18 protein-coding genes and 2 riboswitches are annotated in these 24,081 nt (G+C 63.1%); of the genes, 10 read left to right on the top strand and 8 right to left on the bottom strand.

Annotated elements, in window-relative coordinates:
* Window positions 1-227: 227 nt before the first annotated feature.
* Genes NR164_RS23635 through cobW form a run of 4 tightly spaced genes read right to left on the bottom strand, consistent with a single transcriptional unit; the run spans window position 228 to window position 6,717 of the window.
* Window positions 228-830: a VWA domain-containing protein gene (locus NR164_RS23635; protein WP_256823334.1), complete on the bottom strand. Its 603-nt coding sequence runs from the start codon at window positions 828-830 to the stop codon at window positions 228-230.
* Window positions 831-883: 53 nt separating this feature from the next.
* On the bottom strand, window positions 884-1,885 hold the full coding sequence (locus tag NR164_RS23630) for an ATP-binding protein (RefSeq protein ID WP_256823332.1): 1,002 nt from the start codon (window positions 1,883-1,885) through the stop codon (window positions 884-886).
* The gene (cobN, locus tag NR164_RS23625; RefSeq protein ID WP_256823331.1) at window positions 1,885-5,646 is read right to left on the bottom strand and encodes a cobaltochelatase subunit CobN; all 3,762 of its coding nucleotides are present in this window, start codon (window positions 5,644-5,646) and stop codon (window positions 1,885-1,887) included. Before cobN ends, NR164_RS23630 begins: the two co-directional genes overlap by 1 nt.
* A gap of 3 nt (window positions 5,647-5,649) precedes the next feature.
* Window positions 5,650-6,717, bottom strand: a complete 1,068-nt coding sequence (cobW, locus tag NR164_RS23620; protein WP_046383143.1) for a cobalamin biosynthesis protein CobW — start codon at window positions 6,715-6,717, stop codon at window positions 5,650-5,652.
* A 91-nt stretch (window positions 6,718-6,808) separates the two neighbouring features.
* Window positions 6,809-7,009: riboswitch (cobalamin riboswitch) on the bottom strand.
* Between the two features lie 41 nt (window positions 7,010-7,050).
* A riboswitch (cobalamin riboswitch) is annotated at window positions 7,051-7,261 on the top strand.
* Window positions 7,262-7,357: 96 nt separating this feature from the next.
* Here cobW and NR164_RS23615 point away from each other — a divergent pair.
* The 4 genes from NR164_RS23615 to cobM all read left to right on the top strand — a co-directional run bounded on the left by NR164_RS23615 (window position 7,358) and on the right by cobM (window position 9,468).
* Complete coding sequence (locus NR164_RS23615) at window positions 7,358-7,546, top strand: CbtB-domain containing protein (RefSeq protein ID WP_017846597.1); 189 nt, start codon at window positions 7,358-7,360, stop codon at window positions 7,544-7,546.
* Window positions 7,547-7,557: 11 nt separating this feature from the next.
* Complete coding sequence (locus tag NR164_RS23610) at window positions 7,558-8,262, top strand: CbtA family protein (RefSeq protein WP_057005417.1); 705 nt, start codon at window positions 7,558-7,560, stop codon at window positions 8,260-8,262.
* Window positions 8,259-8,651: a cobalamin biosynthesis protein gene (locus NR164_RS23605; RefSeq protein WP_128192522.1), complete on the top strand. Its 393-nt coding sequence runs from the start codon at window positions 8,259-8,261 to the stop codon at window positions 8,649-8,651. The genes NR164_RS23610 and NR164_RS23605 overlap by 4 nt, the downstream gene beginning before the upstream one ends.
* A 70-nt stretch (window positions 8,652-8,721) precedes the next feature.
* A complete protein-coding gene (gene cobM, locus NR164_RS23600) occupies window positions 8,722-9,468 on the top strand; it encodes a precorrin-4 C(11)-methyltransferase (protein WP_256823330.1) in 747 nt (248 codons plus the stop codon).
* 253 nt (window positions 9,469-9,721) lie between these two features.
* Here the strand turns inward: cobM and nfuA are convergent, their stop codons facing one another.
* The gene (nfuA, locus tag NR164_RS23595; protein WP_003190728.1) at window positions 9,722-10,306 is read right to left on the bottom strand and encodes a Fe-S biogenesis protein NfuA; all 585 of its coding nucleotides are present in this window, start codon (window positions 10,304-10,306) and stop codon (window positions 9,722-9,724) included.
* Window positions 10,307-10,400: 94 nt separating this feature from the next.
* Entirely contained in the window at window positions 10,401-12,695 is a 2,295-nt protein-coding gene (locus tag NR164_RS23590; RefSeq protein ID WP_079444079.1) for a fatty acid cis/trans isomerase, read from the bottom strand.
* Between the two features lie 164 nt (window positions 12,696-12,859).
* Between NR164_RS23590 and metH the strand changes: the two genes are divergently transcribed.
* Together metH and NR164_RS23580 are read left to right on the top strand one after the other, a co-directional pair.
* Window positions 12,860-16,570, top strand: a complete 3,711-nt coding sequence (gene metH, locus NR164_RS23585; RefSeq protein ID WP_017846602.1) for a methionine synthase — start codon at window positions 12,860-12,862, stop codon at window positions 16,568-16,570.
* 51 nt (window positions 16,571-16,621) lie between these two features.
* Window positions 16,622-16,840: a DUF2970 domain-containing protein gene (locus NR164_RS23580; protein ID WP_017846603.1), complete on the top strand. Its 219-nt coding sequence runs from the start codon at window positions 16,622-16,624 to the stop codon at window positions 16,838-16,840.
* Here NR164_RS23580 and NR164_RS23575 read toward each other — a convergent pair.
* Entirely contained in the window at window positions 16,837-17,904 is a 1,068-nt protein-coding gene (locus NR164_RS23575) for an ABC transporter substrate-binding protein (protein ID WP_079444080.1), read from the bottom strand. The two genes, NR164_RS23580 and NR164_RS23575, sit on opposite strands and share 4 nt — an antisense overlap.
* A 422-nt stretch (window positions 17,905-18,326) precedes the next feature.
* On the opposite strand from NR164_RS23575, the gene NR164_RS23570 reads away from it, so the two are divergent.
* Both NR164_RS23570 and NR164_RS23565 read left to right on the top strand, forming a co-directional pair.
* Complete coding sequence (locus NR164_RS23570; protein WP_169882116.1) at window positions 18,327-19,985, top strand: nitrite/sulfite reductase; 1,659 nt, start codon at window positions 18,327-18,329, stop codon at window positions 19,983-19,985.
* Entirely contained in the window at window positions 19,969-20,463 is a 495-nt protein-coding gene (locus tag NR164_RS23565; protein ID WP_017846607.1) for a DUF934 domain-containing protein, read from the top strand. Before NR164_RS23570 ends, NR164_RS23565 begins: the two co-directional genes overlap by 17 nt.
* Before the next feature lie 40 nt (window positions 20,464-20,503).
* On the opposite strand, the gene NR164_RS23560 is transcribed toward NR164_RS23565, so the two are convergent.
* A complete protein-coding gene (locus NR164_RS23560) occupies window positions 20,504-20,908 on the bottom strand; it encodes a MerR family transcriptional regulator (protein WP_057005451.1) in 405 nt (134 codons plus the stop codon).
* Between the two features lie 70 nt (window positions 20,909-20,978).
* On the opposite strand from NR164_RS23560, the gene NR164_RS23555 reads away from it, so the two are divergent.
* Both NR164_RS23555 and poxB read left to right on the top strand, forming a co-directional pair.
* Complete coding sequence (locus NR164_RS23555; RefSeq protein WP_256823329.1) at window positions 20,979-22,202, top strand: NADH:flavin oxidoreductase/NADH oxidase family protein; 1,224 nt, start codon at window positions 20,979-20,981, stop codon at window positions 22,200-22,202.
* 77 nt (window positions 22,203-22,279) lie between these two features.
* Window positions 22,280-24,004: a ubiquinone-dependent pyruvate dehydrogenase gene (poxB, locus tag NR164_RS23550; protein WP_256823328.1), complete on the top strand. Its 1,725-nt coding sequence runs from the start codon at window positions 22,280-22,282 to the stop codon at window positions 24,002-24,004.
* Window positions 24,005-24,081 lie beyond the last annotated feature (77 nt).

Genomic DNA, 24,081 nt, shown 5'->3' with positions numbered 1-24,081 from the left:
GCTCAGGTGTTCGTGGCCTTCAAAGGCCAACACGTCGAGACGGGCTTCGATGTTGTGCACACTCAGGGTGTGCCGGCCATGATCGAAAAGAACCCTCGGCAGTACGCTGGAAGTCATTCCCTTTACTCCTGGACGCGAAAGCCCAGAGAGTAAAGATTTGTTATCGGTGATTAATGTCGGAAGATTCGACTTTACAAGAGCGACACTTCCCGATCTGGTTTTAGAGCCTAAAAACTATCGATATGTCGATAATCCAAATACAGATGCTGAGCCAGTTCTCGCGCCCTCCCCAACCGAATCGGCCCGCGCTCGATGTCGACCAGCAACCCCGGGCACTCCAGCGATGGCAACGCGGCAATCTCCTTGAGTCGCCCGTCAGTCAGCACCAGCAACCGCTGCTGTTCGGTGGGGAAACGCGTTCTGCGTGCCACCAGCCATTGCGCCGCCTCGCCCAGCGCGGCCAACAGCGGCGTACCGCCACCCGCGCCGAGCTGATCGAGCCAGCCAGCCAGGCTTTTCGCGGCTTTCAGGCCCTGCACCTGCCACTTCGGCGACTGCCCGCTCGCCGTCAGCAATGCCATGCGCGCCCGCTGGCGGTAGGCGTCATCCAACAGTTGCGCCAATAACCCTTTGGCATCGGTCAATGCACGATGCCGCCGCGTCGACGCCGACGCGTCGACAATCACCAACCATAACTCCTGGGCCGAGCGGCTGCGCAGGTGGAAACGCAGGTCCTCACGAGACTGCGGCCGCCCGCCGAGCAAGGTGCCCGGCCAATTGATCGAGCCCTGCTGCGCGCCGCGCGACTTGCCGTGCCTGCCTTTATCCAGTCGCCCCGCCTTGGGCCGGGCATCCGCCCCCGCGTCACGTCGGGGGCGGATGCCTAAGGCTTTTTTGGCCAGGCGGGCACGTCTCGGCGAGCGCCCGTGGGCAAGGCCGGTGCGGGCATATCGCCCCACTGGCCTTGGCCGGGTGAAGTGTCGGACGCTTGAGGCGCCTGGCCCTCACGGTTGGGCGGGCTGGGCGGCGGGGACTGCGCCTGGCGACGATGGCGCAAGGCAAACTCGGCCACGGCTTCAATATCTTCCTCGGCGATGGCGGTCGCGCCGCGCCAGGCTGCATGCGCTCTTGCGCCACGCAACCAGACAAGGTCGGCGCGCAAACCATCCACGCCCGCGGCAAAGCAGCGTTGGGTGATCTGTGCCAGCGCCTCGTCATCCAATGCAATGGCCTCGAGACAGGCGCGCGCCCGGGTGCAACGCTCGCGCAGGGCGGCCTGCGATTCGGCCCACAACGCGCAGAAGGCCACGGGGTCGCTGTCGAAGTCGAGGCGCCGGCGGATGATCTGCCCACGCTCGGTCGGCACGGTTTGCCCGCTCAAGGCCACATTGAAGCCGAAGCGGTCGAGCAACTGCGGACGCAACTCACCCTCCTCCGGGTTCATCGTGCCGATCAGCACAAATCGCGCCGCATGCCGGTGGGAGATGCCGTCGCGCTCGATCAGGTTGGTGCCGCTGGCGGCCACGTCCAGCAGCAGGTCCACCAAATGATCGGGCAGCAAGTTGACCTCGTCGACATACAACACCCCACCATCCGCCTTGGCCAGCACGCCGGGTGAAAACTGCGCGCGGCCTTCGCCCAATGCCGCATCCAGGTCCAGGGTGCCGACCAGGCGCTCTTCGGTGGCGCCCAACGGCAAGGTGACGAATTGACCGCTGGCTAACAGGTCCGCCAAGCCACGTGCCAGGGTGGACTTGGCCATGCCGCGCGGGCCTTCGATCAGCACGCCGCCGATCTTCGGGTCGATGGCGGTCAGGCACAGCGCGAGTTTCAGGTCGTCGGCACCGACCACGGCCGACAGCGGGAAATGGGGAATATCAGTCATCAGCTGTCTTCTTCTATATCCAGCAACAGGTTTTCCAACGCCTCGCGATACGCCCCCGGCGCTTGCCACATGCCACGCTGCTGGGCTTCGAGCAGGCGCTCGGTCATGTCCCGCAGGGCATCAGGGTTGTGCTGTTGCACAAAGGCGCGGGTGTCGGGGTCGAGTAGGTAGGCGTCGGCGAGCAAGGCGTATTGGTGATCGTCGATCAGCGCGGTGGTGGCGTCGAAGGCGAACAGATTGTCCACGGTTGCCGCCATCTCGAACGCACCTTTATAGCCATGACGCTTCACGCCTTCGATCCACTTGGGGTTGGCGGCGCGGGCACGGATCACCCGGTTCAGCTCTTCCTTCAAGGTGCGGATCTTCGGCACGTCCGGCTGGCTGTGGTCGCCATGGTAGCTGGCGGTCTTGTCGCCGCTCAGGGTTTCCACAGCGGCGAGCATGCCGCCCTGGAATTGGTAGTAATCGTTGGAATCGAGCAGGTCGTGCTCGCGATTGTCCTGGTTTTGCAGCACCGCCTGCACCTGGCTCAGGCGTTGGGCGAATTGCCCGCGGGCGGCGGTGCCCTCGTCGGCGCCACCATAGGCGTAGCCACCCCAATTCAGGTAGACCTCGGCCAAGTCCTCGCGGCTTTGCCACAAGCGACCGTCGATCGCGCCCTGCACGCCCGCGCCATAGGCACCCGGCTTGGCCCCGAAAATACGCCAGCCCGCCTGTTTCGCCGCCGCGGCCTCGTCCAGGCCGGACTCAAGCAACGCCTGGCGCTCGCAACGGACCTTGGCGGCCAGCGGATTCATATCGTCAGGCTCGTCCAGCGCCGCCACCGCCTGTACCGCCGCATCGAACAGGCGGATCAGGTTGGCGAAGGCATCCCGGAAGAACCCGGACACGCGCAAAGTCACGTCGACACGCGGGCGGTCCAGCAGGCTGATCGGCAGGATTTCGAAGTCGTCCACCCGCTGGCTGCCCGTGGCCCACACCGGGCGTACCCCCATCAGGGCCATGGCCTGGGCGATATCGTCGCCGCCGGTACGCATGGTCGCGGTGCCCCACACCGACAGGCCGAGCTGGCGCAGGTGGTCGCCGTGGTCTTGCAGGTGCCGCTCGAGAATCAGGTTGGCCGACTGGAAACCGATGCGCCAGGCGGTGGTGGTCGGCAGGTTGCGCACGTCGACGCTGAAAAAATTGCGCCCGGTGGGCAGCACATCCAGACGCCCCCGGCTCGGCGCGCCGCTTGGGCCCGCCGGCACGAAGCGGCCGCCCAGGGCATCGAGCAGGCCGCGCATTTCCGCCGGGCCGCACCCATCCAGGCGTGGCGCCACGACACTGCGCAGGCTTTCGATGACGGATTTGACGTCCTCCCAACCGGGCTCTTCCAGCTGTTCCAGCGGCCCCGCCAGCGCCTGCTCGATCAACCGTGCAGCGTACAGTTCCAGGCGCTCGCGGGTATCACCAGCGGTGCGCCATCGCTGTGGATCGATCCTTTGCAAAACCTCCGGGCGGCGTCCGGTCCAGGGTTCGGCCAGGGCGCAGTCCAGCGGGTCGAAACCCAGCTCGAAGGCCTTGGCCAACACCCGTAACAGGCTCGATTGCGCGCCTCGGCCGTCGCCACGCGGGATACGCAGCAACGCGAGCAAGGTGTCGATACGCAAGCGGCCCTGGGGCGACTCGCCGAAGATATGCAGGCCGTCGCGGATCTGCGATTCCTTCAGGTCACACAGGTAGGTATCCAGGCGCGGCAGCCAGATCGCCGCGTCGGCCTCGCTGTCCAGCTCAAGCTCCTGGTCGATACGGGTTTCGCGCACCAGCTTGAGGATGTCCTTTTGCAGCTCGCGGGCGCGGCGCGGGTCGAGCAATTGCGCTTCGTAGTATTCGTCCGCCAACAGCTCCAGGTCGCGCAGCGGCCCGTAGGTTTCGGCACGGGTCAGCGGCGGCATCAAGTGATCGATGATCACCGCCTGGGTGCGCCGCTTGGCCTGGGCGCCCTCACCTGGGTCGTTGACGATAAACGGATAGATATTCGGCAGCGGCCCGAGCAGCGCGTCGGGCCAGCAATTTTCCGACAGCCCGACGCCCTTGCCCGGCAGCCATTCCAGGTTGCCGTGCTTGCCGACGTGGATCACGCCGTGAGCGCCGTAGGTGTGGCGCAACCAGAAATAGAACGCCAGGTAAGCGTGAGGCGGCACCAGGTCCGGGTCGTGGTACACCGCGCTGGCGTCCACCTGATAACCGCGGGCCGGCTGGATGCCGATAAACGTCAAGCCCAGGCGCAGGCCGGCGATCATCAGGCGGCCGTCGCGGCACATCGGGTCGTTGTACGGCGTGCCCCAGCGTTCCAGCACTGCCTGGCGGTTGGCTTCGGGCAGGCGCTTGAACATCGCCTCGTAGTCGTCCAGGCCCAGGCTTTGGTGGCACGGGCGCAGGTCGAGGTTGTCCAGGTCGTTGGTGACGCCACCGAGCAGTTCGTGGATCAGCGCGGTGCCGCTTTCCGGCAGGATTTCGGGCAGCGGATAACCCTCGGCCTGCAAGGCCCGCAGGATATTCAGCGCCGCCGCTGGCGTGTCCAGGCCGACGCCGTTGCCGATGCGGCCGTCGCGCGTCGGGTAATTGGCCAGGATCAGGGCGATGCGCTTGTCGGCATTCGGCACCCGCGCCAGTTCAACCCAACGGCGCGCCAGTTCAGCGACAAAGTCCATGCGTTCCGGCGCTGCGCGGTAGCACACCACGTCCGACTGGCTGCGCTCACTGCGCCAGGCCAGGTCCTTGAAGCTGATCGGTCGGCTGATGATGCGCCCGTCCAGTTCCGGCAAGGCGATGTGCATCGCCAGGTCGCGCGGGCCGAGGCCTTGTTCGCTGGCCTGCCAGGCGGGTTGGTTGTCCTGGGCGCAAATCGCCTGGATCACCGGGATATTGCGGCGAAACGGGCGCAAATGCGGCGCTTCGGGGCTGGACTGGGCAAAGCCGGTGGTGTTGAGAATCACCGCCGCCCCGACCTCATCCAGCCAGTCCTCGACCACCGTCAGGCAGCCGGGCTCCTTCAGACTGGCCACTGCCATCGGCAACGGATTCAGGCCCGCCGCCTGCAGACGCTGGCAGAACACATCGATAAAACCGGTATTGGCCGCTTGCAGATGGGAGCGGTAGAACAGCACCGCCGCCACCGGGCACTCAGGATTCCAATCCAACTGCCAGTCGTTGAGGCACGCATGGGCCTTACGCGGGTGATAAATCGCGCTGCGCGCCAGGGTTTGCGGCTCGGCCCAGGCATAGTCGCGGCCCAGGTAGGCGCTGGCCAGGCAGCGATAAAAATCCAGCGCATTACCCAGGCCGCCCTGGCGCAGGAACTGCCACAGGCGGTCACGCGCTGCGGCATCCACGGTGCTGAGGCCGCTGAGTTCCGGGTCGGGGCGGTCATCCCCCGGCACCAGGATCAGCGTGACCCCGCGCTCGGCCAACGCCACCAGACGCTCGACGCCGTAACGCCAATAGCCGATGCCGCCGTGCAGGGAAATCAGGATGACCTTGGCGTGGCGCAGCACTTCATCGACGTACAGGTCCACCGATGCATGGTTCTGCACCTGCATCGGGTTGGCCAGGCGCAGGCTCGGGTAATCCTCGGGCAACTGCTGGGCCGCTTCGGCCAGCAGCGCCAGGCTGGAGTCGCCGCTGCACAGGATCACCAGCTCGGCGGGGGTTTGCCCAAGGTCGGCAATGTTGTCGTCCGCGACGAAACCGCCGGGCTGGGTCCTGAGCAGGTGCATGGGTTAAACGCTGAGGGCGGCGCGCAATTGCGCTTCGAGGCCCGCCGCGTCGAGGTCCTGGCCGATCAGCACCAGGCGCGTGATGCGCGCTTCGTCGGCGCTCCAGGCGCGGTCGAAGTGTTTGTCGAAGCGCGTGCCCACACCCTGGATCAGCAGGCGCATCGGCTTGTTCGGGATCGCCGCGAAGCCTTTGACGCGCAGGATGCCGTGCTGCACCACCAATTGGCTCAGGGCGTCGAGCAGCAGGGCTTCGTCGGACTGGGGCAAGTCGATGGAAATGGAGTCGAACGCATCGTGATCATGATCATGATCGTCTTCACCTTCGTGATGATGATCGTGATGGCTATGGCGACCGTCGATGTGCTCTTCGGAGCCGGCGCCCAGGCCGATCAGCACGTCCAGCGGTACCCGACCGCTGCTGGCTTCGATGATCTTCACCGCCGGCGGCAACTCTTCGGCGACTTCCAGGCGCACGCGGGCCAGGTCGTCGGGGCTGATCAGGTCGCACTTGTTGAGGATCACCAGGTCGGCGCTGGCCAGTTGGTCGGCGAACAGTTCATGCAGCGGTGATTCGTGGTCCAGGTTCGGGTCGAGTTTGCGCTGGGCGTCGACCTGATCCGGGAAGGCGGCGAAGGTACCGGCCGCCACGGCGGGGCTGTCGACCACGGTGATCACCGCATCGACCGTGCAGGCATTGCGGATTTCCGGCCACTGGAACGCCTGGACCAAGGGTTTTGGCAGGGCCAGGCCGGAGGTTTCGATGAGGATATGGTCAAGGTCGCCGCGACGGGCAACCAGTTCGCGCATCACCGGGAAGAACTCTTCCTGTACGGTGCAGCACAGGCAGCCGTTGGCCAGTTCATACACGCGGCCGTTGGCTTCTTCCTCGGTGCAGCCGATGGAGCACTGCTTGAGGATTTCACCGTCGATGCCCAGCTCGCCGAACTCGTTGACGATCACCGCGATGCGACGGCCCTGGGCGTTATCGAGCATATGGCGCAGCAAGGTGGTTTTGCCCGAGCCGAGAAAGCCGGTAACGATGGTGACGGGGAGTTTGGCCAGTGTTTTCATCGGATGCCCTTGGGGGCGGGCATACGGGACGATAGGCCCTGCGCGACGCGCAGCAGCAGATTTCGTCACCGGATCACCCCGCCCGGTTGAATTGAAAAATCGGTTGCGAGGCAGGTCTCCTGGCTTGGGGCTTGCGGGTCTTGCGACCGGCGCTGGCTGCGCCTTCCCGCCTTGATGGCAGTGGCGTGGCAGTCAGATAAACCCTTCACAGTTGCGGGGGCAGCCGCGGCTTGAACCGCGTTCCCTTCTTAGCTCCGGCCTGGGCCGAAGAACCTCGAGGGTGCAAGGCTACAGGGGCTCAGTCAATTTGACTACCGTCGCCCTGCATGCTTTCCTACACACCTTGTTTCGGGTGCCCTTCACAGGGTGAAACGGGAAACCGGTGCGTCATAGCGATATGACCAGTCCGGTGCTGCCCCCGCAACGGTAAGCGAGCGAAGCGTCACGGCCACTGTGCTTTGTGCATGGGAAGGCGATGCTTTCAGGACTCAGTTCAAGAGCCCCCTCGCAAGCCCGGAGACCGGCCCGAAAAAAATCATCTAACAAACCCGCGGTGGGCGGGCGCTGTTTGAACCCTGCGTGCCTGGCTCGCGGGTTTTGCATGCGCTCGTGTCACCCTGAACCCCTGAAGGGACGCGCCATGTCGATCATCAGCAGCACCTCGCCTAGCACCAGCAGCACCGCCACCCTGAGCCAACGCCTGGGTGCCGCCATCGGCGCGTCGATCCTCGGCGCGTGCCTGGTGTATTTCGCCGGGTTCTCGCATATCGAAGCGGTACACAACGCCGCCCACGATACCCGCCACAGCGCCGCGTTCCCGTGCCATTGAGACCTGCCGACATGATCAAGCGTATTGCGCAAACCGCAGGTTTCAGTGGGCTGCTGGCCGCCCTGTTGTTGACCTTGCTGCAAAGTTTCTGGGTCGCCCCGCTGATCATGCAGGCGGAAACCTTTGAAAAAGCCCCAGCCGCGACACAAGTGGCACACGAGCACGCCGCTGGCACCGCTGCACACACCCATGACGCCGAAGCCTGGGAGCCAGAAGACGGCTGGCAGCGCGTGCTGTCGACCACCGGCGGCAATCTGGTGGTGGCGGTCGGTTTCGCCTTGATGCTCGCCGGGCTCTACACCCTGCGCGCGCCGACTCGCACGGCTCAAGGCCTGCTGTGGGGCCTGGCCGGTTACGCAACCTTCGTGCTGGCGCCAACCCTGGGCCTGCCGCCGGAATTGCCGGGCACTGCCGCCGCCGACCTGGCACAACGGCAGATCTGGTGGATCGGCACGGCGGCCTCAACCGCGGCCGGTATCGCGCTGCTGGTATTCGGTGGCAACTGGCTGCTCAAAGCGCTGGGCGCGGCAATCCTCGTGGTGCCTCATGTGATTGGCGCTCCGCAACCTGAAGTGCATTCGATGCTGGCCCCTGAGGCTCTGGAAGCGCAGTTCAAAATCGCCTCGCAACTGACCAACGTCGCGTTCTGGCTGGCGTTGGGGCTGATCAGCGCCTGGTTGTTTCGCCGCAACCGCGACGATCGATACATCGCATGAACCTCGTGGTCGGCCTGGGCTGCCAGCGCGGCTGCGAGTTTCAAGCCCTGCTGGACCTGCTGGACGCCGCCCTCGCCGAGGGCGGTATCGAGCGCCATCGCATCACCGCCCTGGCCAGTCTTGATCGCAAGCAGGATGAACCGGGCTTGCTGGCCCTGGCCCAATGGCTGAACCTGCCGCTGCACTGCTTCAGCGCGGCGCACCTGGCGATGTATGACGACCGTCTGAGCCACAGGTCTGCCGTCGCCTTTGCCCATACCGGTTGTTACGGCATCGCCGAAAGCGCCGCCCTGGCCCTGGCCGAACAACTCGGCGACGCCCCTGCGCGCCTGTTGGTCCCGCGCAAAAAATCCGCCCGGGCCACCTTGGCATTGGCCTGCGTCGACTGAAACCGCGATAATCGCCGCTTCCGATCATGAGCGTTCCTCATGCTCGCGCGTTTTTTCACAGGATTTGTCCATGACCGTCTACTTCATCGGCGCCGGCCCCGGCGACCCGGAATTGATCACCGTCAAAGGCCAGCGGCTGATCCGCAGTTGCCCGGTGATCATCTATGCAGGGTCGCTGGTGCCGGCGGCGGTACTGGAGGGGCATCAGGCCGAACAAGTGGTCAACAGCGCCGAACTGCACCTGGAACAGATCATCGAGCTGATCAAGGCCGCCGATGCCAAGGGCCATGATGTGGCGCGGGTCCACTCCGGCGATCCAAGCCTGTACGGCGCAATTGGCGAACAGATCCGCCTGTTGCGCGAGCTGGGCATTGCGTTCCAGATCATTCCCGGCGTCACCGCCGTGGCCGCCTGCGCGGCGCTGCTGGAGACTGAACTGACCCTGCCGGACATCGCCCAGAGCGTGATCCTCACCCGCTACGCCGATAAAACCCGCATGCCCGCCGGTGAAGACTTCGACAGCCTGGCCCGCCACGGCACGACCATGGCGATTCATCTGGGGGTCAATCACCTGGAGAAGATCGTCGCCGAACTGCTGCCGCACTATGGCGCGGATTGCCCGATTGCCGTGGTACACCGCGCGACCTGGCCGGATCAGGATTGGGCTGTCGGCACCTTGGCGGACATTGCCGAAAAAGTCGCGACCAAGGGCTTCAGGCGCACGGCGCTGATTGTGGTGGGTCGGGTGCTGGCCAGTGACAGTTTCAGCGCGTCGTCGCTGTATCGGGCCGGGCATGCACACCTGTACCGCCCCTAATCAAAAACATCAAAAAACAAACATAAAACACTGATTTAACTAAACAAACACAAAATAAAATGTGGGAGGGAGCTTGCTCCCGATAGCGGCGGGTCAGTCGACTTATCAATCGACAGATACACCGCTATCGGGAGCAAGCTCCCTCCCACACTTAATTTTCAGCGTTAGGTAGGTCGCGTAAGCAGCTGAATTTTAAGCATAAAAAAACGGCGCTCACGGGGCGCCGTTTTTTTGCTCGCAGCGAACACCTGACTCAGTAGTAGGCGTTTTCTTTCTGCGTATGGTCAGTCACATCGCGGACGCCCTTGAGCTCCGGAATGCGCTCCAGCAAGGTACGCTCGATGCCTTCACGCAGGGTCACATCCGCCTGGCCGCAGCCCTGGCAGCCGCCGCCGAACTTCAATACAGCGATACCGTCATCCACCACGTCGATCAAGCTGACCTGCCCACCGTGGCTGGCCAGCCCAGGGTTGATCTCGGTTTGCAGGTAGTAATTGATGCGCTCGTTGACCGGGCTGTCGGCATTGACGTTCGGCACCTTGGCGTTCGGCGCCTTGATTGTCAATTGGCCGCCCATGCGGTCAGTGGCGTAGTCGACCACCGCGTCGTCGAGGAACGCTTCGCTGAAGGCATCGATATACGCGGTGAAGCTTTTCAGCCCCAGCGCGGTGTCTTCCGGCTTCTCTTCGCCCGGCTTGCAGTAGGCGATGCACGTCTCGGCGTACTGGGTGCCAGGCTGGGTGATAAAGACGCGGATGCCGATACCCGGGGTGTTCTGCTTGGACAGCAGGTCAGCCAGGTAATCGTGGGCGGCGTCGGTAATGGTTATGGCAGTCATGGAAACTCCTCACAGGCTTGCTGGCAGTTTACGCCAAAATATTACGCAGATACAAAGCCCCAGTAATTTTGTCGGAAAAGCCTCACCATCGCCGTCAGAGGTTTTCATAGCGGTTCATATCCAGCACACCCTCTTCCAACGGCGTGGTTTCGCGGATGTAGGTCGACAGATCGTGGAAGTACTCCCAGAACTGCGGATGACTGCGACGCACACCCCAACGATCGACGATCTTCTCGAAGTGCTGGGCGTCGCGGGCACTTTCCATGGCCGCGACGAACGCCGGCACTTGCTCGGCCGGGATATTGAACATGAAGTTCGGATAACTGCTCAGCACGCCGGGGTAGACCGTCAACGTGTCCAGGCCCGGTTGATAGCGAGAAGCCTCACCCAGCATGAACGCGACATTACTGTGGGCACGGTTGCGCAGCAGGCTGTAGACCTCGCGATGACCGGTGCGGGTTTCGATGCGCAGCATGGTCGCTTCCGGCAATTGGTCGATGACCTTGAGCCCCGCCGCCGGGCGTGACGTCAGGCGACTCAGGGCCTGCTCGGCATCGCGCAGCACCGGTTCGAGGCCCGGCCGCGAGCAGTAGGCGCCGACACAGCGATTGATCGGGTCCGGGCTGGCATTGAGGTCGCCATAACGCGCCAGCAACTGGTTGACGAAATCGCGTTTCGGGTCTTTTTCATTCAGTTTCAGGCCGGTGGGTTTATCGTCGTCGATCGACTCATAGTCCATCCACAACTTGACCTTGCCGCCGTTCTGATACCAATCGTCGAGGAAATCGTCCCGCGAATTGGCCGGCATCAGGCGCAGGAAGTTCTGTTCGGCGCCATTGCGGATCAGGTCGAAGTACAAGCGGGTCTGGGCCTGATGGGAGACGTTGCCGAACACGTCGAAGTTGACCACCAATTGGTAGTAGGTGCGCTCCAGCAACGGATAATCGAACAACCACATCGTCTGCGGGACTTCACCGATCAGGCCTTTATTGACCGACGCGCTGTCGAAGTGACGGAAGATGCTCAACAACGCATTGTCGTTGCCGGCCCACAGCGTCGACCAACCGGGCGCCGGCAACTCGCCATAACGGTAGCGACGCAGCGCTTCGTACTCGTTGCGCTTGTCACGGTACTTGAGCCACAGGCTGAGCACGCTGCCCACGTCGTCGTTCTGCCCGGGCATTGCCAGCAACGGCGTGGCACGGCCGCGATAGAGCGGATCGGTGATGTACAGGTCGTGTTCGGGGGCCTGGAACAGCGCCCAGAAGTTGTCGCGGATCACGTCCGTGGCGATCTGGCCCCGGCACACCGGGCCGCGGATGAAGGTGCGGACAAAGTACTCGGCATTATCGAGCATGAACTGGTAGCGCGCCTGGGCCGGAATCGCCTCGAACGTCTCGAACGGGTTGGCACGACGGCCCGGACCGTAGCCTGGCAAGGCGCTGACCTGCCAGTCGCCGCTGTAGAACAAGGCTTTGACCCGTTCCATTTTCGCCGCGCTGAGCGGGTACGTGATGTGGGTCTTATGGACGATCACCCCTTGTATCGGCCACAGCCGGTAGTAGATCCGGGTACCGGGATCGTCGTTGGGGCGACGGGTATTGATCAGGTCGATCGGCTGCCCGCTGGGGGTGCGCGAGCGGACCCACTGGAAGAAATGCCCCGGCTCACCGCCTTCGAAATACAGATGTGCGATAAACAGGTGTTCAAACAGCCAGCGGGCGACCAGGCTTTCGCGGGCGCCGGGGGCGTTGAGCAGGTTTTCCCACTGCAGCACCTGTGCGGCTTCCTGGGCACTTGGCGCCACGCCCTGCTGGTCAATCGGCGCACCTGAGGCCAGCCAGCGTCGCAGGGTCTGGTACTGCTGGTCGCTCAAGCCGGTCACGGCCAGCGGCATGCCTTCATTGGGGTGCACGTCGGCGTAAGTGTCGAACTCCTCTGGCAGCGGGCACATGTTCTCGCGGTTCAGGCCCAGCACGATGTCCTCCGGCAGCTTGCCGTTGGGCTGCAACGGCGCGCGGCTGTGGCCCAGTTCGAGCATGCGCGCCATCAACGCAGCCTGGCTGCCTTGGGCGTCGAGCACGGAAGTGAAGCCTTCGTGCCGCCAGGCAGCCTTGCCGAACGCGTCGTAGAACAGACGCGTCGGCTTGGTCGCCTGACTGCGATCACCATCGTAGACCAGCACCTTGGTCGCCCCCCGCGCCGCGCCCTCGCCACTGCCCAGGTTCAACTGGCAGGCCGAGTCGTAGCAGGCATGGCACGCCACGCACTTCTCAGTGAAGATCGGTTGGATATCACGGGTGTAGGAAAGCGCCGGAGCGGGATCTTGGGCCTGTGTAGTGCTGCCAATCAGCAACAGAACGAAGCTGATGATGATGCGATACGGCATGAGCCTGGTCCCGATATGAAGCCAAAATTGAAAATCCCGCGGATTCTACCGATCTAACACGCGCACCAACATGAACGATATTCATGCAAAACCTGCACATGCTCCAAATCCACACAGGTTTGCTATGATCCACGCCCTCCGTAATGCCTGAACAGAGTAGTCCCATGTCCGATCGTAGCGCTCGTCTGCAAGCCCTTCACCAAGCCCTCAAGGAACGCATCCTGATCCTCGACGGCGGCATGGGCACGATGATCCAGAGCTATAAGCTGGAAGAACAGGACTACCGCGGCAAACGGTTTGCCGACTGGCCGAGCGACGTCAAGGGTAACAACGACCTGTTGCTGCTCAGCCGTCCGGACGTCATCGCCTCCATCGAGAAGGCGTACCTGGATGCCGGCGCCGACATCCTCGAAACCAACACCTTCAACGCCACCCAAGTGTCCCAGGCCGATTACGGCATGGAGTCGCTCGCCTACGAGTTGAATGTAGAAGGTGCCCGCGTCGCGCGCAAGGTGGCCGACGCCAAGACCCTGGAGACGCCGGACAAGCCACGCTTCGTCGCCGGCGTGCTCGGCCCGACCAGCCGTACCTGCTCGCTGTCGCCGGATGTGAACAACCCCGGCTACCGCAACGTGACCTTCGATGAACTGGTGGAGAACTACACCGAGGCCACCAAGGGCCTGATCGAAGGCGGCGCAGACCTGATCCTCATCGAAACCATTTTCGACACCCTCAACGCCAAGGCCGCGATCTTTGCCGTGCAGGGTGTATTCGAAGAGCTGGGCTTCGAATTGCCGATCATGATCTCCGGCACCATCACCGACGCCTCCGGCCGTACCCTGTCGGGCCAGACCACCGAAGCGTTCTGGAACTCGGTCAGCCACGCCAAGCCGATTTCCGTGGGCCTCAACTGCGCCCTGGGCGCCAGCGAGTTGCGTCCGTACCTCGAAGAGCTGTCGAACAAGGCCAACACTTATGTGTCCGCGCACCCTAACGCCGGCCTGCCCAACGAATTCGGCGAATACGACGAATTGCCGGCGCAAACCGCCAAAGTCATCGAGGAATTCGCCCAGAGCGGCTTCCTGAACATCGTCGGTGGCTGCTGCGGCACCACGCCGGGGCATATCGAAGCCATCGCCAAGGCCGTGGCCGGTTACGCGCCGCGCCAGATCCCGGACATTCCCAAGGCCTGCCGCCTGTCGGGCCTGGAGCCGTTCACCATTGATCGCCAGTCGTTGTTCGTCAACGTCGGCGAACGTACCAACATCACCGGCTCCGCCCGTTTCGCCCGGCTGATCCGCGAAGACAACTACACCGAAGCCCTCGAAGTCGCCCTGCAGCAGGTGGAAGCCGGCGCCCAGGTGATCGACATCAACATGGACGAAGGCATGCTCGATTCGAAGAAGGCCATGGTGACCTTCCTCAATCTGATTGCCGGCGAGCCGGACATCTCCCGCGTGCCGATCATGATCGACTCCTCCAAGTGGGAAGTGATCGAAGCCGGCCTCAAGTGCATCCAGGGCAAGGGCATCGTCAACTCCATCAGCATGAAGGAAGGCGTCGAGCAGTTCATCCATCACGCCAAGCTGTGCAAACGCTACGGTGCCGCCGTGGTGGTGATGGCCTTCGACGAAGCCGGCCAGGCCGACACCGAAGCGCGCAAGAAAGAGATCTGCAAACGCTCCTACGACATCCTGGTCAATGAAGTCGGCTTCCCGCCGGAAGACATCATCTTCGACCCGAACATCTTCGCGGTCGCCACCGGTATCGAAGAGCACAACAACTACGCCGTCGACTTCATCAACGCCTGCGCCTACATCCGCGACGAGCTGCCGTATGCGCTGACGTCCGGCGGCGTGTCCAACGTGTCGTTCTCGTTCCGCGGCAACAACCCGGTGCGCGAGGCGATCCACTCGGTGTTCCTGCTGTACGCGATCCGCAACGGCCTGACCATGGGCATCGTCAACGCCGGCCAGCTGGAGATCTACGACCAGATCCCCGCCGAACTGCGCGACGCGGTGGAAGACGTGGTGCTCAACCGCACCCCGGACGGCACCGATGCCCTGCTCGCCATCGCCGACAAGTACAAGGGCGACGGCAGCGTCAAGGAAGCCGAAACCGAGGAATGGCGCGGCTGGCCGGTCAACAAGCGCCTGGAACACGCGCTGGTCAAGGGCATCACCACGCACATCGTCGAAGACACCGAAGAGTCCCGGCAGTCGTTCGCGCGCCCGATCGAAGTGATCGAAGGCCCGCTGATGTCCGGCATGAACATCGTCGGCGACCTGTTTGGCGCGGGCAAAATGTTCCTGCCACAGGTGGTGAAATCGGCGCGGGTGATGAAACAAGCCGTGGCCCACTTGATCCCGTTCATCGAACTGGAAAAAGGCGACAAGCCGGAAGCCAAGGGCAAGATCCTCATGGCCACGGTGAAGGGCGACGTGCATGACATCGGCAAGAACATCGTCGGCGTGGTGCTGGGGTGCAACGGCTATGACATCGTCGATCTGGGCGTGATGGTGCCGGCGGAGAAGATCCTGCAGGTGGCCAAGGAACAGAAGTGCGACATCATCGGGCTGTCCGGCCTGATCACCCCGTCCCTCGATGAGATGGTCCACGTCGCCCGCGAAATGCAGCGCCAGGACTTCCACCTGCCGCTGATGATCGGTGGCGCCACCACCTCCAAGGCGCACACGGCGGTGAAGATCGAACCCAAGTACAGCAATGATGCAGTGATCTACGTGACCGACGCCTCGCGCGCGGTGGGCGTGGCCACGCAGTTGCTGTCCAAGGAATTGAAGGCCGGTTTCGTCGAGAAGACCCGCCTGGAATACATCGAAGTGCGCGAGCGCACCTCGAACCGCAGCGCGCGCACCGAACGCCTGAGCTACCCGGCGGCGATCGCCAAGAAGCCGCAGTTCGACTGGAGCACTTACACGCCGGTCACGCCGACCTTTACCGGCGCCAAGGTGCTGGACAACATCGACCTCAAGGTGCTCGCCGAATACATCGACTGGACTCCGTTCTTCATCTCCTGGGACCTGGCCGGCAAGTTCCCGCGCATCCTCACCGATGAAGTGGTGGGTGAAGCCGCCACGGCGCTGTATGCCGACGCCCAGGAAATGCTCGCCAAGCTGATCGACGAGAAGCTGATCAGCGCTCGCGCGGTGTTTGGCTTCTGGCCGGCCAACCAGGTGAACGATGACGACCTGGAAGTCTACGGCGACGACGGCCAGCCCCTGGCAACGCTGCACCACCTGCGCCAGCAGATCATCAAGACCGACGGCAAGCCGAACTTCTCCCTGGCCGACTTCGTCGCACCCAAAGACAGCGGCATCACCGACTACGTGGGAGGGTTTATCACCACCGCGGGCATCGGCGCCGAGGAAGTGGCCAAGGCTTACCAGGACGCGGGCGACGACTACAACTCGATCATGGTCAAGGCCCTGGCCGACCGCCTGGCCGAAGCCTGCGCCGAATGGCTGCACCAACAGGTGCGCAAAGATTACTGGGGTTATGCCAAGGACGAGCAACTGGACAACGACGCGCTGATCAAGGAACAGTACAGCGGCATCCGCCCTGCCCCCGGCTACCCGGCGTGCCCCGACCACACCGAGAAAGGCACCCTGTTCCAACTGCTGGACCCCGAGGCCCGCGAGATGCATGCCGGCCGCAGCGGCGTGTTCCTCACCGAGCACTACGCGATGTTCCCGGCGGCTGCGGTCAGCGGCTGGTACTTCGCCCACCCGCAGGCGCAATACTTCGCCGTGGGCAAGGTCGACAAAGACCAGGTGGCGAGCTACACCGCACGCAAAGGCCAGGACCTGGCCGTGACCGAGCGCTGGTTGGCACCGAACCTGGGTTACGACAACTAAGCACGCGCAGATTGTCTATGCTTGCCTCACACATCTTGTGTCGAGGCACGTATGGACGATCCAGCCAACAACAAACCGCCTACCCTGTGGCAGATGCTGCACAGCGTCGTCGCCGCCGCCTTTGGCGTGCAGAGCGGCAAGAACCGCGCCCGCGACTTTACCCATGGCAAGCCCAGCCACTTTGTGGTCCTGGGCATTCTGTTCACAGTGGTGTTTGCCTTGACGCTGTTCGGCATCGTCAAGCTGGTGTTGCTGCTGGCCGGGGTCTAGTGCAGCAACAGACGCATGCTGAAGGGGTAACCATAGGACGCAGGCTTGCCCAGGGCGGACAGTGCGCGGAAATTTACCGTCGGCATGGGCCCCAGCAAGCGCCGCGCCTGGGCGGAATCGATCAGTTGGAATAGCGCCTCCTGGCGGTCGCGCCCGCCGTGAGCGACGATGTCCACGCCCTTGGCATCATCATTGATCAGCACCATCGCCCACCCGCCCACGGTGAAATGCCCGGCGACCAGGGACGACAACTGCCCGTTCAGACGCGCCTGCAAGATCTCCGGCGAACTGTTGACCGCACTGAACAGCGCGTCCTTGCCAGGCACGCGCCCGCTGTCCCGAAACGCCTGCATGGCACCCAGCGCCATCTGATCGTTGGCCGACCACACCAGCGCCGTGTGCGGGTAACGCTTGAACAGCTGCGTCGCTTGCTCGAAGGCGCGCTCGCGGCTCCACTCGCCATAAACCAACTGACGCAGGCGCACCTCGGGGTGTTCGGCCAGCGCCCGGCGCATGCCCTGCTCTCGCAACAGGGCAACGGGAGTGGTCTTGATGCCGGAAAACGCCAGCAGGTCGAGGGATTCGCCGGGCGCAACACGGCCGTGCTGGCGCAACATGTCCTTGAGCATCAGGTAGCCGGCCTCTTCGTCGTCGGCGACCAGGCTGCCGATCAGATCGATGCCCGTGCGGGCGCCCAACAACTGCACCTGGTCGGCGGTCAGCGCGCTGTTCACCACCAGTAATTTGACCCCACTGCCCTGGGCCATGCGCAGAATCTGCGGGGCGACATACTGCTCATTGACCAGCACCAGATAATCCGGCCGCTCGCGGCCTTGCAGTTCCTCCCGGGCCTGGACCAATGTGGTGTGAAGATCGCGCTCGCCATAGCGCACGCGCAAATCCAGGCCGAGGTCCTTGGCCGCGGCCTGCATGAATTGCGCGTAACTGACCCAAAAGGTTTCCGTCGACATGCCCGGGTTGAGAAACACCACCGACGCCGCCTGAGCCACGCCACAAAATGCTGGCCCCAGCAACCACACACACGTAAACAGAACCTTCACCATGGTTATTCAAGCCTTGAACATTGACCGCCATGATACTGGCAATCGGACAGTCATTCGAGGCTCGGTCAACGCTGTTTACTGGTGGCCGACCCAGAACACCGCCGTCCCTACCACGAGAATGATCAGAAATAGAATGGCCCAGGCATCCACGGTACTGTCGGGTTTACGGGCTTTTGTCGGATGGCTCATCGCATCGCCTCTTGTCGGTTTTATAGGTGATTGCATTCAGACTCGCCCACAGTAAAGTCGATGATTGCCCGCATGACAAATGCGTGTATACCGACAATCGTTCCCATTAGTCGATTTGGTTCTTTGCATATATTCAAACATCACTTTTGCGCATAAACGCAAACTGGTATCGTGCCCCGGCTCCGTTGGGAGTGCGCGGCCGTGCGCGCAGATTTGCCGAGAACAGGACCTATATGTACGTATACGACGAATACGATCAGCGCATCATCGAGGACCGCGTCAAGCAGTTCCGTGATCAGACCCGACGCTACCTAGCAGGTGAACTGAGCGAAGAAGAGTTCCGCCCTCTGCGCCTGCAAAATGGCCTTTATGTTCAGCGCTTTGCGCCGATGCTGCGGGTGGCCGTGCCCTATGGCCAACTGACTTCGCGCCAGACGCGCATGATGGCCAAGATTGCCCGCGACTTCGACAAGGGCTACGCCCACATCAGTACCCGCCAGAACGTGCAGTTCAACTGGCCGGCGCTGGAAGACGTGCCGGACATCCTGGCTGAGCTGGCCACCGTGCAGATGCACGCCATTCAGACCAGCGGTAACTGCCTGCGCAACGTGACCACCGACCAATTCGCCGGGGTTGCCGCCGACGAACTGATCGACCCGCGCCCCTGGTGTGAAATCGTCCGCCAATGGACCACGTTCCACCCAGAATTCGCTTACCTGCCGCGCAAGTTCAAGATCGCCATCAATGGCTCGACATCGGACCGTGCGGCGATCGAAGTACACGACATCGGCCTGGAGCCGGTCCACAACGCCGCCGGCGAGTTGGGCTTCCGTGTACTGGTAGGCGGCGGCCTGGGGCGTACCCCGGTGGTCGGCGCGTTTATCAACGAGTTCCTGCCGTGGCAGGACCTGCTGAGCTACCTCGACGCGATCCTGCGGGTCTACAACCGCTATGGCCGTCGCGACAACAAATACAAGGCGCGGATCAAGATCCTGGTCAAGGCGCTGACCCCTGAGGTGTTCGCGCAGAAAGTCGACGCCGAGATGGAACACCTGCGTGGCGGCCAGACCACCCTGACCGACGCCGAAGTCCACCGCGTGGCCAAACACTTCGTCGACCCCGAGTACAAAGCCCTGGGCAATCAGGACGCCGAACTCGCCGTGCTCGACCAGCAGCACCCAGGCTTCGCCCGCTGGCGTGTGCGCAACACCCTGGCGCACAAAAAGCCGGGCTATGTCGCCGTGACCCTGTCGCTCAAGCCTACCGGCGTCGCCCCCGGCGATATCACCGACAAGCAGCTGGACGCCGTGGCCGACCTGGCCGAGCGCTACAGCTTCGGTCAACTGCGCACCTCCCACGAGCAGAACATCATTCTCGCGGATGTTGAGCAGAGCCAACTGTTCACCCTGTGGGGTGAACTGCGCGAAGGGGGTTTCGCCACGCCGAACATCGGCCTGCTGACCGACATCATCTGCTGCCCGGGCGGCGACTTCTGCTCCCTGGCCAACGCCAAGTCGATCCCGATTGCCGAATCGATCCAGCGCCGTTTCGACGACCTGGACTACCTGTTCGACATCGGCGAGCTGGACCTGAACATTTCCGGTTGCATGAACGCCTGTGGTCACCACCACGTCGGCCACATCGGCATCCTGGGCGTGGACAAGAAAGGCGAAGAATTCTACCAAGTGTCCCTGGGTGGCAGCGCCAGCCGCGATGCGAGCCTGGGCAAGATCCTCGGCCCATCCTTCGCCCAGGAAGCCATGCCCGAGGTGATCGGCAAACTGATCGATGTGTACATCGAGCAGCGCACCGAAGATGAGCGTTTCATCGACACCTACCAGCGCATCGGCATTGACCTGTTCAAGGAGCGCGTCTATGCAGCGAATCATTAAGAACAACGAAGTCGTCGACGAAACCTGGCACCTGCTGCCCAAGGACGCGACCTTCGACGGCATCTCCAACTGCGACGACCTGATCGTGCCGCTGGCGCTGTGGCGCGAGCACGGTCATGCGCTCAAGGCCCGTGACGGCGGCCTGGGCGTGTGGCTGGACGCCGATGAAGAAGCCGAAGAGATCGGTGACGACGTGGCTCACTTCCAGGTCATCGCCCTGAACTTCCCGGCCTTCACCGACGGGCGCAACTACTCCAATGCGCGCCTGCTGCGTGACCGCTACGGTTACAAAGGCGAATTGCGCGCGATTGGCGACGTGCTGCGCGACCAACTGTTCTACCTGCACCGCTGCGGGTTCGATGCCTTCGCCTTGCGCCCCGACAAAGACCCGTATGAAGCGCTGGAAAGCCTCAAGGACTTTTCCGTGACGTACCAGGCTGCAACGGACGAGCCGCTGCCGCTGTTCCGTCGCCGTTAAGCGTTAGCATCGTGAAAAGCCCTGGCATGCCAGGGCTTTTTTATACATCGATTTTGATCGACGCCAGCACCTGCTTCTGCTCCATAGAACACGGCACACCCTCCGGCTGCGCGCGCACCGCCGCGATCACGCCCAGCAACTGCGCCTTGCTGTGTGCCAATTGCGCCTGCATCCCTTCGATCTGCTGCACCTTACGCTCCAACGCCTCAATCAGCGCCTCGCGCTTGTGCTCGCCCGGCGCCGGCATCAGCGCCTTGAGTTCCTGCAAGGTAAACCCGGCCTGTTGGGCGCTCTGGATCAGTTGCAGGGTTTGCAGGGCCTCAGGGGCATAACGCCGATAGCCGTTGGCCTGCCTGCCCACTTGGCTGATCAACCCTTCGGCCTCATAAAACCGAATACGCGACGCCGCCAGCCCGCTCTGTTTCGCCAGTTCACCAATATTCATCGCCATGCCCGCTTGACATTAAAGTTAACTTTAAGCTTAGCCTGAGGCCTCCCCCCTTCAGGAGTCAACCATGTCACCTTTCGAACCCTTGCAACTGCCCAACGGCCAAGTCCTTGTCAACCGTATCGCCAAGGCTGCGATGGAGGAGAACATGGCCGACGCCCAACAAGCGCCGTCCCGTGAATTGAAGCAGTTGTACCAGGCCTGGGCGGATGGCGAGCCCGGCTTGCTGCTGACCGGTAACGTGATGATCGACCGCCGCGCCATGACCGGCCCCGGCGGCGTTGCGCTGGAGGACGAGCGGTCACTGGACAGCTTTCGCGAATGGGCCGCCCTCGGACGCAACAACGGCGGGCACTTCTGGGTGCAGCTCAATCATCCGGGGCGCCAGACGCCGGCCAACCTGCGCCAGCAAGCCTTGGCGCCGTCCGCCGTGGCCCTCGACCTGGGTATTTTTTCGAAGATGTTCGCCAAGCCCAGGGCTATGTCCGAAGACGAGATCCAGAACGTGATCACGCGCTTTGCCACCAGCGCGCGCCTGGCCGAGAAAGCCGGGTTTACAGGCGTGCAGATCCACGCAGCGCATGGCTACTTGCTCAGCCAGTTTCTCTCGCCCTTGAGCAACCGGCGCACCGATCACTGGGGCGGCTCGCTGCCGAACCGCGCACGCTTGCTGATTGAAGTGATCAAGGCCGTTCGCGCCAGTGTCAGCCCCTCGTTTTGCGTGGGGGTGAAACTCAACTCGGCAGACTTCCAGCGCGGCGGCTTCGACGCGGACGACGCACGTGCCGTGATTGAGCTGCTCAATGCCCTGCCCATCGACCTGCTGGAGCTGTCCGGCGGCAGCTACGAAGCACCGGCCATGCAGGGCGAAGCCCGGGACGGGCGGACCCTGGCCCGCGAAGCGTATTTCCTGGAAATGGCCCGCGAGCTGGCGACCCTCGCAAACATGCCGGTGATGGTCACCGGTGGCATTCGCCGCCTGCCGGTAGTGCAGCAAGTCCTCGACAGCGGCATCGCCATGGCCGGTATCGCCACCGCCCTGACCCTGGAACCGCAACTGATCAAACACTGGCGCGAAGGTCGCGACCCCAACCCGCAAATCACATCGATCAGTTGGAAGCGCAAGCCCCTCGCCGCCCTCGCCGTGGTGCGTCACCAGATGCGTTGCCTGAGCCGCGGCCATCGCCCCAATCCCAAGGTTGCGCCGTGCATGGCACTGGTCCGCGATCAATGGTTTATCGCCCGGCGCACTCGCCAATACCGCGCAACCATGACGCAATCTTCACATTAAGCACGGAGCATTCGCCGTGATCGAACTGTCCTCTATTGATCAGCCACTTTTAACCTCACTGACGATTGGAGTTCTTCATGGCGAAAATCAACCTGGCCCAGCAATTGGCAACCACCCTTGAACAGGCGGGCATCAAGCGCATCTGGGGCCTGACCGGCGACAGCCTCAATGGCCTCACCGACGCACTGCGCACCATGGACAGCATCGAGTGGATGCATGTGCGCCACGAAGAGGTCGCCGCGTTCGCCGCCGGTGCCGAAGCCGCCGCCACCGGCGAGTTGGCGGTGTGCGCCGGCAGTTGCGGGCCGGGGAATCTGCATTTGATCAACGGCCTGTTCGACTGCCATCGCAACCATGTACCGGTGTTGGCCATCGCCGCACAAATCCCGTCTTCCGAAATCGGCTTGAACTACTTCCAGGAAACCCACCCCCAGGAACTGTTCAAAGAGTGCAGCCACTTCATCGAACTGGTAACCAACCCCGAGCAGATGCCCCAAGTGCTGCATCGCGCCATGCGCGCGGCAATCCTCAATCGCGGCGTGGCGGTGGTGGTGATCCCCGGGGATGTGTCGCTGCTGGAAGTGGAAGACACGCTCAAACCCTGGCCGGCCCTGCATGCGCCGCGCACCCTGCCGGCGGAACAGGACCTGCAACGCCTCAGCGAAATCCTCGACAGCAGCCAGAAAGTCACCTTGCTGTGCGGCAGCGGATGCGCTGGCGCCCATGCCCAAGTGGTGGCCCTGGCCGATGCCTTGGGCGCGCCGGTGGTACACGCCTTGCGCGGCAAAGAGCACGTGGAATGGGACAACCCGTTCGACGTGGGCATGACCGGCCTGATCGGTTTCAGCTCCGGTTACCACGCCATGCTCAATTGCGACACACTGATCATGCTCGGTACCGATTTTCCGTACCGCCAGTTCTACCCCACCGACGCGAAGATCATCCAGATCGATCGCAACCCCCAGGCACTGGGTCGGCGCGCCACCCTGGACCTGGGCATCGCCGCTGACGTGAGCGAGACCATCGATGCACTGCTACCGCGCCTGACCCGCAAGGCCGACCGCAGCTTCCTCGAAACGTCCTTGAAACACTACGAGAAAGCCCGCCAGGGCCTCGATGACCTGGCGCAAGCGTCGAGGGCCAACCGGCCGATTCACCCGCAATACGTGGCGCGCCTGCTCAGCGAACTGGCCGACGACGATGCGATCTTCACCGCCGACGTCGGCTCGCCCACCGTGTGGGCGGCGCGCTACCTGAAAATGAACGGCAAACGGCGCCTGATCGGCTCGTTCAACCACGGCTCGATGGCCAACGCCATGCCCCAGGCCATCGGTGCCCAGGCGGCTTTCCCCGGGCGACAGGTGATCTCAATGTCCGGCGACGGCGGTTTTACCATGTTGATGGGGGATTTCATTTCGCTGGCGCAGCTGAAACTGCCGGTGAAGGTCATCGTGTTCGATAACGCATCACTCGGTTTTGTCGCCATGGAAATGAAAGCCGCCGGCTACCTTGAGGCCGGCACCGAGCTGAAAAACCCGGACTTCGCCGCCATGTCCAACGCCATGGGCATCCTGGGCATTCGCGTGGAGCAATCCGAAGACCTCGAACCGGCCCTGCGCCGCGCCCTGGCCCATGACGGCCCGGTGCTGGTGGACGTGGTGACGGCGACCCAGGAATTGGTGATGCCACCCAGTATCAAGCTGGAACAGGCCAAGGGTTTCAGCCTGTACATGCTCAAGGCAGTGATGAGCGGGCGCGGGGATGAAGTGATCGAGCTGGCGCGCACCAACTGGTTACGCTGATGTGAACACAGGCTGACGGGCTTGCCCGCGATTGCGCGGCTTCAGTGTATGCATCTTCAACTGATACATCGCCATCG

Origin of the sequence: Pseudomonas sp. Pse79 (assembly GCF_024519615.1) — a bacterium.
Taxonomy (GTDB): domain Bacteria; phylum Pseudomonadota; class Gammaproteobacteria; order Pseudomonadales; family Pseudomonadaceae; genus Aquipseudomonas; species Aquipseudomonas veronii.
This window is presented reverse-complemented; position numbering and strand designations above follow the sequence as displayed.